We start from the raw sequence: 13,424 nt of genomic DNA on the forward strand, positions 1-13,424 counted from the left end.
GTCAGACCGGCTCGCCGATCAATGCGCGTACGGCGTCGGGCGCCACCTTCTGCGCCGCGGCGTCGCGCCGGTTCTGGTACTCGATCACGCCTTCCTTGAGGCCGCGTTCGCCGACGGTGATCCGGTGCGGTACGCCGATCAGTTCCCAGTCGGCGAACATGACGCCGGGGCGCTCGTCGCGGTCGTCGAGGATGACGTCGAACCCGGCCTCAGACAGTTCGTCGTACAGCTGTGTGGCGGTCGCGCGCACCTGTTCCGACTTGCTCCAGCCGACCGGGCAGATGACCACTTCGAAGGGCGCGATGGATTGCGGCCAGATGATGCCGCGCTCGTCGTGGTTCTGCTCGATGGCGGCGCCGACCAGACGGGTCACGCCAATGCCGTAGCAGCCCATGACCATGATGCGCGGTTTGCCGGTTTCGTCCAGATAGGTACAGTTCATCGCTTCCGAATATTTGGTGCCGAGGAAGAACACGTGACCGACCTCGATGCCGCGCTGTATCGACAGCCGACCCTTGCCGTCGGGTGACGGATCACCCTCGACCACGTTGCGCAGATCGGCGACGGCCTCGGGTTCGGGCAGGTCGCGCCCCCAGTTCACGCCGGTCAGGTGGGCGTCCACCTCGTTCGCGCCGGTGACGAAATCGTTCATGTTGGCAACCGTGAGGTCGGCGACCACGTGCACCGGCTTCTTCAGTCCGACCGGACCCAGATAGCCCGGCTTGCAGCCGAAATGCTCGACGATCTCGGCTTCGGTGGCGAAGCGGAAGCCGTCCTTCAGGCCAGCCAGCTTCGACGCCTTCACCTCGTTCAGTTCATGATCGCCGCGCAGCATCAGCAGCCACAGTTCGGTCTTGCCTTCCTTATCGGTCGCCAGCACGACGGACTTGACCGTGCGTTCGATCGGCAGTCCGAGCAGGGCGGCGACGTCCTCGCAGCGCACGGTGCCCGGGGTGGGGGCTTTTTCCAGCGCCTGCGCCGGTGCAGCGCGGTCGGCGATCAGCGCCGTCGCCTGCGCCAGTTCGATGTTGGCGGCGTAGTCGGAATCGGGGCACCAGGCGATCAGGTCTTCGCCGGTGTCGGCGATCACCTGGAACTCGTGGCTGCGCGAGCCGCCGATGGCGCCGGTGTCGGCGGCGACAGCGCGGAATTCGAGACCCAGACGGCGGAAGATGCGCATGTAGGCGTCGAACATGATGTCGTAGCTGCGGCCGGCGGCTTCCTCGTCACGGTCGAAGGAGTAGGCGTCCTTCATCGTGAACTCGCGGCCGCGCATCACGCCGAAGCGCGGCCGGCGCTCGTCGCGGAACTTGGTCTGGATGTGATAGAAATTCTTCGGCAACTGGCGCCAGCTGTGGATTTCGGCGCGAGCGATGTCGGTCACCACCTCTTCCGACGTCGGCTGGATGATGAAGTCGCGGTCGTGGCGATCCTTCACGCGCAGCATTTCCGGGCCCATCTTGTCCCAGCGACCTGTTTCCTGCCACAGCTCGGCCGGCTGGATCAGCGGCATCAATAGTTCGATGGCGCCGGCGCGGTTCATCTCGTCGCGGATGATGCTCTCGATCTTGCGGATCACCCGCAGCCCCATCGGCATGTAGTTGTAGATGCCGCCGGCGAGCTTACGGATCATGCCGGCGCGGGTCATGAGCTTGTGCGACACGACCTCGGCGTCCGAGGGGGCTTCCTTGAGCGTGGAAATGAAGAATTTGCTGGCGTACATGGAGGGTGTGGAATCCGCTGCGGATCAGGCAATAAACCTCCGATTCTAGCCGTTTCGCGCGGATCGGCCCGCGCCGGGTCGTTCGCTTCAATTCGGCGGCGAAATGTGGAAGAATCCACGGAAAATCTTACACAGCAGGTTCAACCATGCTCGACCGGGAAGGGTACCGCCCGAACGTCGGCATCATTCTGATCAACGGGCGCAACGAGGTCTTCTGGGGCAAGCGCATAGGCGAGCACGCTTGGCAGTTTCCCCAGGGGGGCATCAACCACGGCGAATCGCCGGAGCAGGCGATGTATCGCGAGCTCTGGGAAGAGCTGGGGCTGCGTCCGCAGCATGTGCGCATCGTCGGCCGCACGCGCGATTGGCTGCGCTACGACGTGCCGCGCAACTGGGTGCGGCGCGAATGGCGCAGTGCCTATCGCGGCCAGAAGCAGATCTGGTATTTGCTGCGCATGGTCGGTCGCGACTGCGACGTCTGCCTGCGCGCCACCGACCACCCTGAATTCGATGCCTGGCGCTGGAACGACTACTGGATTCCGCTCGACTCGGTGATCGAGTTCAAGCGCCAGGTCTATCAGCAGGCGCTCACCGAACTCGCGCGCCTGGCTTTTCGCTCGCCGCGTCCGCGTGGTGCGATGCGGCAGCCCGACGGCGGCGACGCCAGCGAACACGCGCTTCCGGGCCCTGGTGCGCTGCAGGATCCTCTGCACTCGTCCTCCTGACCTCGCGCCTCGATCGACCCGCCGTCCTTGAAGCGGCGGAATGCCTGCTTATACTGGGTCTAAGTCGCGCCGTTTCTTCGCCTGTTGCCAGCGCGGCCCTGCCCTTCGGGGCATCCCTCACCCATTGTTGAAGGAGGCGTCCATGCAACTCAAGGGTTCGAAGACCGAGGACAATCTGAAGTGTGCGTTTGCCGGAGAGTCGCAGGCGAATCGCCGCTATCTGTACTTTGCGGCCAAGGCTGATGTCGAGGGGCAGAACGACGTCGCCGCCGTCTTTCGTTCCACGGCCGAGGGCGAGACAGGCCACGCACACGGGCATCTTGAATATCTCGAAGCCTGTGGCGATCCCGCAACCGGTCTGCCGATCGGCGGTACGCGTGACAACCTGAAGGCGTCGATCGCCGGCGAGACGCACGAGTATACGGACATGTATCCGGGCATGGCCAAGACCGCTCGCGACGAGGGGTTCGAGGAGATTGCCGACTGGTTCGAGACGCTGGCCAAGGCCGAGCGCTCGCATGCAAATCGTTTCCAGAAGGCGCTTGACGGGCTGCTCGACTGAGTGAGCGCCGGCCCCGGGGCCGGCACCGCTCCGCTACCGTGGGCGCGGGACTTGCCTGCGTCCGCCGCCCCGTGCGTCGACCGGAGGATGCGTGATGACCGTTCGCGAAGGCAGTCTGGAGCCACCGAAGCGCCATCCCATAGACTGGAAGAGCGCCGCCTACTATGACGAGGCGGCGCTGATGCAGGAACTCGAACGCACGTACGACATCTGTCATGGCTGCCGCCGTTGCGTGAATCTGTGTACCGCCTTCCCCAAGCTGTTCGACCTGATCGACGAAGTCGACAGCGGCGAAGTCGATGCGATCCCGAAGCACCGGTATTGGGAGGTGGTGGACCAGTGCTATCTGTGCGACATGTGCTTCATGACCAAGTGTCCGTACGTGCCGCCGCATCAGTGGAATCTCGATTTCCCGCACCTGATGCTGCGCGCCAAGGCGATCAAGTTCAGGAAGGGCGAGACGCGGTTTCGCGACCGTCTGCTGACCAGCACCGATGCCATCGGCAAGCTCGCCGCCATTCCGGTGGTGGCGCAGACGGTCAATTCGATGAACCGCAATGGCGCTGCGCGTTCGCTGATGCAGCGGGTGCTCGGCGTACACAAGGATCGCCAGCTGCCGCCCTATGCGCCGCGCCGATTCCGCGGCGTCGCGGAGCCAGCCGACGGTTTCGCCGTGCGCGACGGACAGCGTACGCCCGGAAAGGTGGCGGTGTTCTCGACCTGCTACATCAACTACAACGAACCGGGTATCGGCGTCGATCTGCTCAAGCTGCTGGCACACAACGAGATTCCGGCCGTCCTCGTCGAGAAGGAGGCCTGCTGTGGCATGCCAAAGCTCGAACTGGGCGACCTGGAGCAGGTGGCGAGACTGAAGGAGATCAACATTCCGCCGCTGGCGCGCCTGTCGCGCGAGGGTTGGGCCATCCTGACGCCGGTGCCGTCGTGCACGCTCATGTTCAAGCAGGAACTGCCGCTGATGTTTCCCGACGACGCCGATGTGCGCGCGGTGGCCGATGCGATGTTTGATCCGTTCGAGTACTTCGTTCTACGGCATAAGGACGGCTTGCTGAAGAACGATTTCAGACGCGAACTCGGTCGCGTGTCCTATCACATCCCCTGTCACTCGCGCGTGCAGAACGTCGGCCAGAAGACGCGCGAGATGCTGCAACGGGTGCCCGGCACGCAGGTCAGCACGGTCGAGCGCTGCGCGGGTCACGACGGCACCTGGGGCGTGAAGGAGGAATTCTTTGATCAGTCGATGAAAATCGGCAGGCCGGTGTTCCGGCAGATGCAGGGCGGCGACCCGGACTTCGTCAGCTCGGACTGCCCGATCGCCGGTCGTCACATCATGCAGGGCATCGCCGACAGTCAGGGCGGCACGCGCGCGCAGAAGGCGCATCCACTGACCTTGTTGTGCATTGCCTATGGACTGGACTGAGGAGGGGGCATGCCGGCAATCGCACGCGACAGTCTGATGAGTCTCGAGCAGTATGCGCGAGAGCGCCCGCAGTTCCGTGCCCGTGTGATCGCGCACAAGCGTGAGCGCACGCTGCATCTTGGCGAGCACGTGACACTGGTGTTCGAGGACGAACTGACCATCCGCTATCAGGTGCAGGAAATGCTGCGGATCGAACGCACTTTCGAGGAAGCGGGCATTCTCGACGAACTGGGCGCTTACAATCCCCTCATTCCCGACGGCAGCAACTTCAAGGCCACGATGTTGATCGAGTACCCGGACGAGCAGCAGCGAAAGCAGAACCTCGCTCGCCTGATTGGCATCGAGGACACGGTGTGGATCCAGGTCGATGGATGCTCTCCGGCATCCGCGATTGCCGACGAGGATCTTGAGCGCGAGAACGCGGTCAAGACGTCGGCGGTGCATTTCCTGCGCTTTGAACTGACCGCCGAAATGAAACGCGCGCTCCTCGGGGGTGCGGCCCTGTCGGTCGGTGTCGATCATCCGCATTACAGTGCGGGCGTGACGCCTGTGCCGGCGGCGCTGCGAAACTCGCTGTGCGCTGACCTGGTGAACTGAAATGCCGTTTTTCCCCGTTGGCCGGTTGCTGTCCGGCCTGATCCTTCTGGCGGGTGTCTCCGCCGTCCATGCACAGATCACAGACTGGCAGAAGCCGGAGCCTTTCCGTGGCGAAACCGTCGATCCGGCCGCCAAGGTGACCGAGGACGATTACGAAGTTCCTCCGCTACCGGAGAAGGTCGAGTGGCAGGAGTTCTATCTGAATGCCTCGACGCGCAACCGCTACTACATCGCGCGCGAACCGCTGACTGTCGGCAAGGATGGCGCCATCCGCTACATATCCCGCGTTGTCGCACCGAGCGGGACCGAGAACATCGCGGCCGAGGCGCTGCGCTGCGGCACCGGCGAGCGCAGGATGTATGCAAACCTGCGTTCGAACCGCGAGTGGGCGCCGACGCGCGGCAGCCGCTGGCTTCCGATCGGCGGTGGAAACCGCCTGAATTCCTACCCTTTCATGCTGTATTCGGATTACATGTGCGCGGATGGCTTCGCGCTGCAGCCGAAGAAGGTGCTCGAAGCGCTGGCCAACAGTTTCAATGCACGTACCGGTACGCCGCTCACCGGCTATCGTTGAACATCCCGACTTTCATCGAAGGCATCCATGCTCGACCGCCTGATTACTGAACTTGATCGTGCCTTGCGCACGCTGGCCGCACCGGCGCGCACTGGACGGCCGCTGCCCGGCGGTGACCTGCCCGAGGCCGAACTCGACGAGACGCAGCGCAGTCATGTCGGCGCGCTGATGCGCATCAACCACGTCGGCGAGATCTGCGCTCAGGCGCTCTACCAGGGGCAGGCCCTGACCTGCCGCGAGCCCACCGTGCGCGACGCCCTGCGCCGTGCGGCTGTCGAGGAAACCGAGCACCTGAGTTGGACGGCTTCACGTATGAGCGAACTGGGCAGCCGCCCCAGCCTGCTCAACCCACTGTGGTACGGCGGCGCGTTGATGATGGGCGTCGCGGCCGGGTTGGTCGGCGACAAGTGGAATCTGGGCTTCCTTGCCGAAACCGAGAAGCAGGTCGAAGCTCACCTGCAGGGGCACCTCGACCGCCTGCCGCCGGCCGATCAGAAATCCTGGCGGATACTTGAACAGATGCGCCAGGACGAGCGTGAACATGCACACACGGCCGAGCGGCTCGGTGCTGCGCAACTCCCGGCGCCCGTCCGACTCGCGATGCGTGCTGCCTCCCGGGTCATGACCGGCGTCGCCTATTACGTCTGAGCGAAGGGGGCGTCAAGCGCCGGTTTCGACGATCTCCCACGTGTGTTCCATCTTCGCGGTCTTGCCGATCATGATGGACGCCGAGCAGTACTTCTCGGCCGAGAGGTGAATCGCGCGCTCGACCACCTCGGGTTTCAGGCCGCGACCACTGATCTTGAAATGAAAGCCGATGCGGGTGAATACCTTGGGATCTTCGCTCGCGCGATCCGCCTTCAGCGTGACCTCGCAACCCGTGACCTGCTGACGGCTCTTCTTCAGGATGAGCATGACGTCGAATGCGGTGCAGCCGCCGGTGCCTGCCAGCAACAGTTCCATCGGGCGCGCAGCCAGGTTGCGGCCGCCTGCTTCGGGCGCGCCGTCCATATTGATCATGTGTCCCGAGCCGGTCTCGGCCAGGAAGCTCATGTTGTCCACCCACTTCACCACACAGTCCATTACGCACTCCCTTCAGTGATGCGCGATTGTAATCAGGTGTCGGCCGGCGCGCGGCTCGTAGGTATTGGTGCGCTGCGGTAGTCGATCCGCCGGCGGCGGTGTGTTGGCCGGTGTTCGTGATGCGGGTTCGGGTCGAGGCTCGGCACTGCTCTTTTTATCCACATGATTTGAATGGTTGTTTGTGTGCGGTGCGCTGGCGGGTGAGGCGGAATCCAAAGACGCACTGCCTTTGTGCGATGCAAAAAATTCTTGCCTTTGCGTTGAGCGTGATCAATAATCAGGACAGGTTTCGCGGGCGTCGTTCAATGCGATGTCTGCCGCAGGTGTCTCCTCCACCCTCCTCCTTTGGTGTGGATTCAGCGCGACTCCCAGGAGTCGCGCTTTTTTTGTTGTCTATCAGGGATTGACACGCTCGAACTCGCGAGTTAAATTCGCGGGCTTTTGGGCGATCTCGCCCAGAATCACAGGACGTTCGAGATGAAAACCTTTTCAGCCAAGCCGCATGAAGTCGTGCGCGACTGGTACGTTGTCGATGCCTCTGACAAGGTACTCGGGCGCCTCGCCAGTGAGATCGCACGCCGTCTGCGCGGCAAGCACAAGCCTGTCTTCACCCCGCACGTGGACACCGGTGACTACATCGTCGTCGTGAATGTCGAGAAGCTGCGTGTGACCGGTGACAAGGCGCAGGACAAGAAGTATTACCGCCATTCGGGTTACCCGGGCGGTATCTACGAAACCAATTTTACCAAGCTGCAGCAGCGCTTCCCGGCGCGCGTGCTTGAGAAGGCCGTCAAGGGCATGCTGCCCAAGGGTCCGCTCGGTTACGCGATGATCAAGAAGCTGAAGTGCTACGCCGGCGCCGAGCATCCGCACGCCGCGCAGCAGCCCAAGGCTCTGGACATCTGAGGACGGAACGGTCATGGCATTCAAAGTTGATTATTACTATGGCACCGGCCGTCGCAAGACCGCAGTTGCCCGCGTGTTCCTGCGTCCGGGCAAGGGCGCTTTCGTCGTCAATGACAAGCCGGTGGACGAGTTCTTCTCGCGCGAAACCGGCCGCATGGTCGTCCGCCAGCCGCTCGAGCTGACGGAACACGTCAGCACCTTCGACATCCTCGTGAATGTCACCGGTGGTGGTGAATCGGGTCAGGCCGGCGCAGTGCGTCACGGCATCACCCGCGCGCTGATCGATTACGACGCGACGCTGAAGCCGGCGCTGAGCAAGGCTGGTTTCGTTACCCGCGATGCCCGTGAAGTCGAGCGCAAGAAGGTTGGCTTCCACAAGGCGCGTCGTCGCAAGCAGTTCTCGAAGCGCTGATACACCGCGCTCCGGCGAACGGGAAAAGCCGCCTTCGGGCGGCTTTTTTCATTTCTGGCATCATTCCGCTTTTTCCGCGATCGATCCGGATGGGTCGGCGCGGGTCGGCGCAGGAGGGATCGAAGTGGGTATCAAGGCGGGTATCGTGGGTGGAACCGGCTACACCGGGGTCGAATTGCTGCGCCTGTTGGCGCGCCACCCCGAGGTCGAGTTGTCGGCCATCACTTCGCGCGGCGATGCGGGGCGCCCGGTATCGGACATGTTTCCCAGTCTGCGCGGTCATGTCGATCTCGCTTTTTCCGACCCGGCCCAAGCCGGGCTAGAGAACTGCGACGTTGTCTTCTTTGCCACGCCGAACGGCATCGCGATGCAGCAAGTGCCGGCGCTGCTCGACGCCGGGGTGAAAGTGGTCGATCTGGCAGCCGATTTCCGGTTGAAGGACGAGGCGGTGTGGGAGAAGTGGTACGGCATGCCGCATGCCTGCCCTGACGTGCTGAAGACCGCGATCTACGGCCTGGCGGAAGTCAATCGTGAGCAGGTGCGCTCGGCGCGGCTCGTGGCCAATCCCGGCTGCTATCCCACGGCGGTACAACTCGGCTTCATCCCGCTGATCGAGGCGGGCGTCATCGACCGCGCAACGCTGATCGCCGATGCGAAGTCGGGCGTGTCCGGTGCGGGGCGCAAAGCCGAGGTGCACACTTTGTTTGCGGAGGCTGGAGACAACTTCAAGGCCTACGGTGTCGGTGGACATCGGCATCTGCCCGAAATACGCCAGGGACTGGCCGCCGTGGCCGGCGCCGATGTAGGTCTGACCTTCGTACCTCATCTGACACCCTTGATCCGCGGCATTCATGCAACGCTCTACGCGCGACTGACCAAGGACTGCGATCTGCAGGCCCTGTTTGAGAACCGTTATCGCGGCGAGCGCTTCGTGGATGTACTGCCCGCCGGCAGTCATCCGGAGACGCGTTCGGTGCGTGCGTCGAACACCTGCCGGATCGCGGTTCATCGTCCGCAAGGCGGGGACACGGTCGTGGTTTTGTCGGTGATCGACAACCTGGTCAAGGGGGCCGCCGGGCAGGCGGTACAGAACATGAATCTGATGTTCGGATTCGACGAGTCGTGTGGGCTAGAACTCGTTCCGGTCTTGCCCTGAGGGCGCGCCGCTGGCGCTTTCGCCACGGTATCGCCGCGCGGCAGGTGGCGATCCGTTCGCACGCGCCGTGGTGGCTCAAGCTTCTCGTCGCGGCCGGCGTCATGGCGCTCGCGCTGGCGGCTGCCCGCGGAATCTACGACGCGGGGCGAGGCTGGGTCGGGCTGGACGTTGATGACATGCAAGCCGAGGTCGTCTCGTTGCGTGAGCGTCTGGCCGTCGTGGATGCGGAGCTTGCAAGCATGAGACAACAGGCGGACTCGGCACACAGTAGCCTGCAGATCGAACGTACGGCACAGGAACAGCTGGCAGCCCGGATACGTTCGCTGGAAAGCGAGAACGCACGTTTGCGGGAAGACGCTCTGATTTTCGAAAGCCTGGCGGGTGCGGGTTCCAGCGGTATCGAGCAGGGCTTCAAGATCAATCGGCTGGTGCTGGAGCCGGACGGCGAGGCGGGGCGGTACCGCTATCGCATGCTCATCGTTCGCCAGGGAGGGAAGGCCGACGCCGATACCAAGGGTTCTTACCAGATCGTGGCGTCGATTGACCGTGCCGGTCAGGGTGCTACCATCACTTTCCCGCCGGATTCGGGTGCCGAGAACAGTCGGCTGACTTTCCGGCATTTCCAGCGTGTCGACGGCGTGCTTGCCGTGCCGAAGGGGGCGAGGTTGCTCTCCATCGAGGCTCGCTTCCTGCAGGATGGACAAATCAGGGCAAGAGCGACCGCATCCTTGTGACGGTTGCCGGAATCGGAGGGGACATGTTCGGCAAGAAGTCTGAGAAACCCAGCAAGCGCATCGACAGCCTGATCGGTGCAGGCACGCGCGTGAATGGCGACATTCATTTCCGCGGCGGCCTGCGCGTCGATGGCGAGGTCATCGGCAACGTACGTGCCGATGACAACGCGCCGAGCACGCTGGTACTGAGCGAGCATGCGCGTATCGAAGGTGCGGTCACCGTCACGCATGCGATGATCAATGGGGCCGTGCAAGGTCCGATCGTGTCCACCGAGTTTCTGGAACTGCAACCGCAGGCACGAATTTCCGGTGACGTGGTCTACACCCGTCTGGAGGTGCACCTTGGCGCCATCGTCAAGGGGCGGCTCGAACATCAGGAGACTGCGCCGCGCGCGGTCGAATTGAAGCTGGCCAGCGGAAGCTGATGCCGGCGAAGCGTCAACCAGGAGTAGATACTCATGAATGCAGTGACTGAAATGCCCCTTCCGCTGGTCTTCTCCGAAAGCGCAGCCAACAAGGTGAAGGAACTGATCCTCGAAGAGGGCAACCCGGATCTGAAACTGCGTGTTTTCGTGTCCGGTGGTGGCTGTTCCGGCTTCCAGTACGGTTTCACTTTTGACGAAGTGACCAACGAGGACGACACCGCGCTCGAGAAGAATGGCGTGACGCTGCTGATCGACCCGATGAGCTACCAGTATCTGGTCGGCGCAGAGATCGACTACAGCGAAGGCCTCGAGGGCGCACAGTTCGTGATCAAGAACCCGAACGCGACCTCGACCTGCGGCTGCGGTTCGTCTTTCTCGGTCTGATCGACCGCTCGCTCAGGCGGGCCAGACCGCGCCGAGCACGCGCATGCCGCGTGCCCCGGTCACCTCTGGCAGGTTGCCTGGCTCGCGGTTAAGCGTGCGCTGCGCCAGCCACGCGAATGCCAGCGCCTCCACTCGCTCGGGCGGTACGCCGTCATCGGCCGTGCTCTGCACAGGGCATCCGATGTGCAAGGCGAGCCGCTGCAGCAGGTGAGTATTGAACGCGCCCCCGCCGCACACCGCGACATCGTCCGGGCAAAAACCCGCGGTGTTCAGTGCGTCGGCTACCGATTGCGCGGTCAGTTCCGCCAGTGTGGCCTGGACGTCCTCGTCTCGGATCTGCTCCGGCAGCAGTTCGAGCAGCCACTCCAGATTGAATTGCTCGCGCCCGCAACTTTTCGGGGGCGGTGCAGCGAAGAAGGGGTGCGCAAGCAGTTTCGCAAGCAGCGCCGCGTCGACCTGGCCACTCGCCGCCCAGGCGCCGTCCCTGTCGTAGTCAAGGCCGCGACGATGCGCGATCCATGCGTCCATCAGCACGTTCGCGGGGCCGCAGTCGAAGCCGCGCACGGGGCGGGCGAATTCCAATAGTGTCAGATTCGCCATTCCGCCCAGATTCAGTATTGCGCGTGCCCGGTCCGTCGAACCAAACAGGCTAGCGTGGAACGCGGGGACGAGAGGGGCTCCTTGTCCGCCGGCCGCCAAGTCACGCGCGCGGAAATCGGACACAACGCAGATACCCGTCTCCTCGGCCAGGATGGCCGGTGCATTCAGCTGAACGGTGTAGCCGTGGGCCGGCATATGGCGGATAGTCTGGCCGTGGCAACCTATGGCCTTGATTGAAGCTGTCGCGGTGCCGCTCTGGTTCAGCAGTGTGCGGACCAGCTGTGCATAAAGGCGCGCCAATTCGATCGCCGCGACCTGCGAGCGGTGTATTTCGTCGTCACCGCTTGAGCACAGCGTCTGCAGGTCCGCCCGTAAGGCCGTTGGAAAGGCCATGTGCGCATGTCCCACCACCCGCGGCCGCGGGAAGGCCAGGTCCGCAAGCACCGCATCCACCCCGTCCAGACTGGTGCCGGACATCAGCCCGATGTACAGCGCGCTCATCGGTTCATCCTTCTGTCCGCCGACCCGCTTGCGCTAACATCGAGCGCTTTGTCGGTCGTCGCGTGGCACCTGCCTGCGCGAGGCGCATGTATTCGGGGTTCGGTCATGGTTGAAGTGGAACAGGCGTTGGCGTTGATCAAGCGGGGGGTCGAAGAACTGCTCCCCGAAGCGGATCTGGTCGAGAAACTGAAGTCGGGGCGACCGCTTCGCATCAAGGCGGGGTTCGATCCTACCGCACCGGACCTGCACCTCGGCCACACCGTGTTGCTGAACAAGCTGAAGCACTTCCAGGACCTCGGTCACCAGATCCTGTTCCTGATCGGCGACTTTACCGGCGCCATCGGCGATCCGTCGGGCAAGAACGTGACCCGGCCGCCGCTGTCGCCCGAGCAGGTGCTGCAGAACGCTGAAACCTACCGCGAACAGGTGGGCAAGATCCTCGACCCTTCGCGCATGGAGGTCGTGTTCAACTCGACCTGGATGAACCAGCTCGGGGCCGACGGAATGATCCGCCTGGCATCGCGACACACGGTCGCCCGCATGCTCGAGCGCGACGATTTCGCCAAGCGCTACACCGGCAATCAGCCGATCGCCATCCACGAATTCCTCTACCCCCTGTGTCAGGGCTACGACTCGGTTGCGCTGAAGGCCGACGTCGAGCTCGGCGGTACGGATCAGCGCTTCAATCTGCTCATGGGGCGCGAACTGCAGAAGCAGTACGGCCAGGCGCAACAGGTCGTGCTGATGATGCCGCTGCTGGAGGGACTGGATGGCGTCAACAAGATGTCGAAGTCGCTGGGCAACTACATCGGCGTGTCCGAGCCGCCGAACGAAATTTTCGGCAAGGTCATGTCGGTGTCCGACGAACTGATGTGGCGTTACTACGAGCTACTGTCCTTCCGCGGACTCGACGAGATCGCGGGCCTGCGTGCAGAAGTGTCCGCGGGGCGCAATCCGCGAGACGTGAAAGTGATGCTGGCGCAGGAACTCGTCGGCCGTTTTCACGGCGCGGCGGCTGCGGCGGCCGCGCTGGTCGACTTCGAATCGCGTTTCCGTCAGGGCGGTATTCCGGACGACATCGAGGAGGTGGTGCTCGACAGTGCGGGTGCAGGTATCGGTATTGCACAGGCGTTGAAGGCGGCCGGGCTCACCGCCACCACCTCGGAGGCCTTGCGCATGATCGATCAGGGCGGGGTCCGGCTCGATGGCGACAAGGTTTCCGATCGTGGGCTTGTGCTCGCGGCGGGCACGACGGTCGTGGCGCAGGTGGGCAAGCGAAAATTTTCTCGCCTCGCCGTGCGCTGAGAGGCGCTCGTCGCGGGCTTGATTTTTCGGGATGTTTTTATTCACCTGTACTTTCCCGTAGTCGCTTGAAAGAGTCGCGCCAAAAAAACTTCAAAAATCTTTGGCGAAAGTGTTGACCACCTCGAAATTATCCGTAGAATGCGCACCTCTCGTTGCTCAGCAGCGAACGTTCTTTAACAAAACAAACAGCCGATAGGTGTGGGCACGGCGTGGTTGTAACGGCGAGCGGCTGTCGTTTCAGGGATTCCTGGGGCGGTGGTTAATCGCATGACAACTAAATTGAAGTGCTCATACGAATC

At 63.1% G+C, this 13,424-nt stretch carries 16 protein-coding genes; 13 read left to right on the plus strand and 3 right to left on the minus strand.

Going from position 1 to position 13,424, the window contains the following annotated elements; genetic code table 11:
- Position 1 precedes the first annotated feature (1 nt).
- Positions 2 to 1,723, minus strand: a complete 1,722-nt coding sequence (locus AC51BJ_RS11305; RefSeq protein ID WP_430435376.1) for a proline--tRNA ligase — start codon at positions 1,721 to 1,723, stop codon at positions 2 to 4.
- A 146-nt stretch (positions 1,724 to 1,869) separates the two neighbouring features.
- Between AC51BJ_RS11305 and AC51BJ_RS11310 the strand changes: the two genes are divergently transcribed.
- From AC51BJ_RS11310 to coq7, 6 genes are all read left to right on the plus strand, one after another.
- Positions 1,870 to 2,448, plus strand: a complete 579-nt coding sequence (locus AC51BJ_RS11310) for an RNA pyrophosphohydrolase (protein ID WP_496280271.1) — start codon at positions 1,870 to 1,872, stop codon at positions 2,446 to 2,448.
- A gap of 142 nt (positions 2,449 to 2,590) precedes the next feature.
- Entirely contained in the window at positions 2,591 to 3,010 is a 420-nt protein-coding gene (locus AC51BJ_RS11315) for a rubrerythrin family protein (RefSeq protein WP_019916429.1), read from the plus strand.
- A gap of 94 nt (positions 3,011 to 3,104) precedes the next feature.
- The gene (locus tag AC51BJ_RS11320) at positions 3,105 to 4,448 is read left to right on the plus strand and encodes a heterodisulfide reductase-related iron-sulfur binding cluster (protein WP_496280272.1); all 1,344 of its coding nucleotides are present in this window, start codon (positions 3,105 to 3,107) and stop codon (positions 4,446 to 4,448) included.
- Between the two features lie 9 nt (positions 4,449 to 4,457).
- A complete protein-coding gene (locus AC51BJ_RS11325; RefSeq protein ID WP_430435373.1) occupies positions 4,458 to 5,045 on the plus strand; it encodes a DUF3501 family protein in 588 nt (195 codons plus the stop codon).
- Position 5,046: 1 nt separating this feature from the next.
- Positions 5,047 to 5,619 carry a CNP1-like family protein gene (locus AC51BJ_RS11330; protein WP_430435372.1) on the plus strand — a complete coding sequence of 191 codons (573 nt, stop codon included), beginning with the start codon at positions 5,047 to 5,049 and terminating at the stop codon, positions 5,617 to 5,619.
- 27 nt (positions 5,620 to 5,646) lie between these two features.
- Positions 5,647 to 6,267, plus strand: coding sequence for a 2-polyprenyl-3-methyl-6-methoxy-1,4-benzoquinone monooxygenase (gene coq7, locus AC51BJ_RS11335; protein WP_430435371.1), 621 nt, complete (start codon positions 5,647 to 5,649; stop codon positions 6,265 to 6,267).
- Positions 6,268 to 6,279: 12 nt separating this feature from the next.
- Here coq7 and AC51BJ_RS11340 read toward each other — a convergent pair whose 3' ends face one another.
- Positions 6,280 to 6,702, minus strand: a complete 423-nt coding sequence (locus AC51BJ_RS11340) for an OsmC family protein (protein ID WP_304009991.1) — start codon at positions 6,700 to 6,702, stop codon at positions 6,280 to 6,282.
- A gap of 477 nt (positions 6,703 to 7,179) precedes the next feature.
- Between AC51BJ_RS11340 and rplM the strand changes: the two genes are divergently transcribed.
- From rplM to erpA, 6 genes are all read left to right on the plus strand, one after another.
- A complete protein-coding gene (gene rplM, locus AC51BJ_RS11345) occupies positions 7,180 to 7,608 on the plus strand; it encodes a 50S ribosomal protein L13 (RefSeq protein WP_020166122.1) in 429 nt (142 codons plus the stop codon).
- Between the two features lie 13 nt (positions 7,609 to 7,621).
- A complete protein-coding gene (rpsI, locus tag AC51BJ_RS11350; protein ID WP_019916439.1) occupies positions 7,622 to 8,020 on the plus strand; it encodes a 30S ribosomal protein S9 in 399 nt (132 codons plus the stop codon).
- Positions 8,021 to 8,144: 124 nt separating this feature from the next.
- Positions 8,145 to 9,176, plus strand: a complete 1,032-nt coding sequence (gene argC / locus AC51BJ_RS11355) for an N-acetyl-gamma-glutamyl-phosphate reductase (RefSeq protein WP_430435370.1) — start codon at positions 8,145 to 8,147, stop codon at positions 9,174 to 9,176.
- Between the two features lie 44 nt (positions 9,177 to 9,220).
- Entirely contained in the window at positions 9,221 to 9,910 is a 690-nt protein-coding gene (locus AC51BJ_RS11360; RefSeq protein WP_496280273.1) for a DUF6776 family protein, read from the plus strand.
- Positions 9,911 to 9,933: 23 nt separating this feature from the next.
- The gene (locus tag AC51BJ_RS11365) at positions 9,934 to 10,335 is read left to right on the plus strand and encodes a bactofilin family protein (protein WP_430435368.1); all 402 of its coding nucleotides are present in this window, start codon (positions 9,934 to 9,936) and stop codon (positions 10,333 to 10,335) included.
- Between the two features lie 33 nt (positions 10,336 to 10,368).
- On the plus strand, positions 10,369 to 10,719 hold the full coding sequence (gene erpA / locus AC51BJ_RS11370) for an iron-sulfur cluster insertion protein ErpA (protein ID WP_019916445.1): 351 nt from the start codon (positions 10,369 to 10,371) through the stop codon (positions 10,717 to 10,719).
- Between the two features lie 12 nt (positions 10,720 to 10,731).
- Here the strand turns inward: erpA and AC51BJ_RS11375 are convergent, their stop codons facing one another.
- Positions 10,732 to 11,820 (minus strand): anhydro-N-acetylmuramic acid kinase, encoded by a 1,089-nt coding sequence (locus AC51BJ_RS11375; protein ID WP_496280274.1) that lies wholly within the window; start codon positions 11,818 to 11,820, stop codon positions 10,732 to 10,734.
- 105 nt (positions 11,821 to 11,925) lie between these two features.
- Here AC51BJ_RS11375 and tyrS point away from each other — a divergent pair, with 105 nt between their 5' ends.
- Entirely contained in the window at positions 11,926 to 13,125 is a 1,200-nt protein-coding gene (gene tyrS, locus AC51BJ_RS11380) for a tyrosine--tRNA ligase (RefSeq protein WP_496280281.1), read from the plus strand.
- The last annotated feature ends 299 nt before the right edge of the window (positions 13,126 to 13,424 follow it).

Source organism: Methyloversatilis sp. S146-33, from assembly GCF_059552495.1.

Excerpts from the sequence above, each read along its gene's own strand:
- AC51BJ_RS11305 (WP_430435376.1), bottom strand. The coding sequence starts at position 1,723 with ATGTACGCCAGCAAATTCTTCATTTCCACGCTCAAGGAAGCCCCCTCG.
- AC51BJ_RS11310 (WP_496280271.1), top strand. The coding sequence starts at position 1,870 with ATGCTCGACCGGGAAGGGTACCGCCCGAACGTCGGCATCATTCTGATC.
- AC51BJ_RS11315 (WP_019916429.1), top strand. The coding sequence starts at position 2,591 with ATGCAACTCAAGGGTTCGAAGACCGAGGACAATCTGAAGTGTGCGTTT.
- AC51BJ_RS11320 (WP_496280272.1), top strand. The coding sequence starts at position 3,105 with ATGACCGTTCGCGAAGGCAGTCTGGAGCCACCGAAGCGCCATCCCATA.
- AC51BJ_RS11325 (WP_430435373.1), top strand. The coding sequence starts at position 4,458 with ATGCCGGCAATCGCACGCGACAGTCTGATGAGTCTCGAGCAGTATGCG.
- AC51BJ_RS11330 (WP_430435372.1), top strand. The coding sequence starts at position 5,047 with ATGCCGTTTTTCCCCGTTGGCCGGTTGCTGTCCGGCCTGATCCTTCTG.
- coq7 (WP_430435371.1), top strand. The coding sequence starts at position 5,647 with ATGCTCGACCGCCTGATTACTGAACTTGATCGTGCCTTGCGCACGCTG.
- AC51BJ_RS11340 (WP_304009991.1), bottom strand. The coding sequence starts at position 6,702 with ATGGACTGTGTGGTGAAGTGGGTGGACAACATGAGCTTCCTGGCCGAG.
- rplM (WP_020166122.1), top strand. The coding sequence starts at position 7,180 with ATGAAAACCTTTTCAGCCAAGCCGCATGAAGTCGTGCGCGACTGGTAC.
- rpsI (WP_019916439.1), top strand. The coding sequence starts at position 7,622 with ATGGCATTCAAAGTTGATTATTACTATGGCACCGGCCGTCGCAAGACC.
- AC51BJ_RS11365 (WP_430435368.1), top strand. The coding sequence starts at position 9,934 with ATGTTCGGCAAGAAGTCTGAGAAACCCAGCAAGCGCATCGACAGCCTG.
- erpA (WP_019916445.1), top strand. The coding sequence starts at position 10,369 with ATGAATGCAGTGACTGAAATGCCCCTTCCGCTGGTCTTCTCCGAAAGC.
- AC51BJ_RS11375 (WP_496280274.1), bottom strand. The coding sequence starts at position 11,820 with ATGAGCGCGCTGTACATCGGGCTGATGTCCGGCACCAGTCTGGACGGG.
- tyrS (WP_496280281.1), top strand. The coding sequence starts at position 11,926 with ATGGTTGAAGTGGAACAGGCGTTGGCGTTGATCAAGCGGGGGGTCGAA.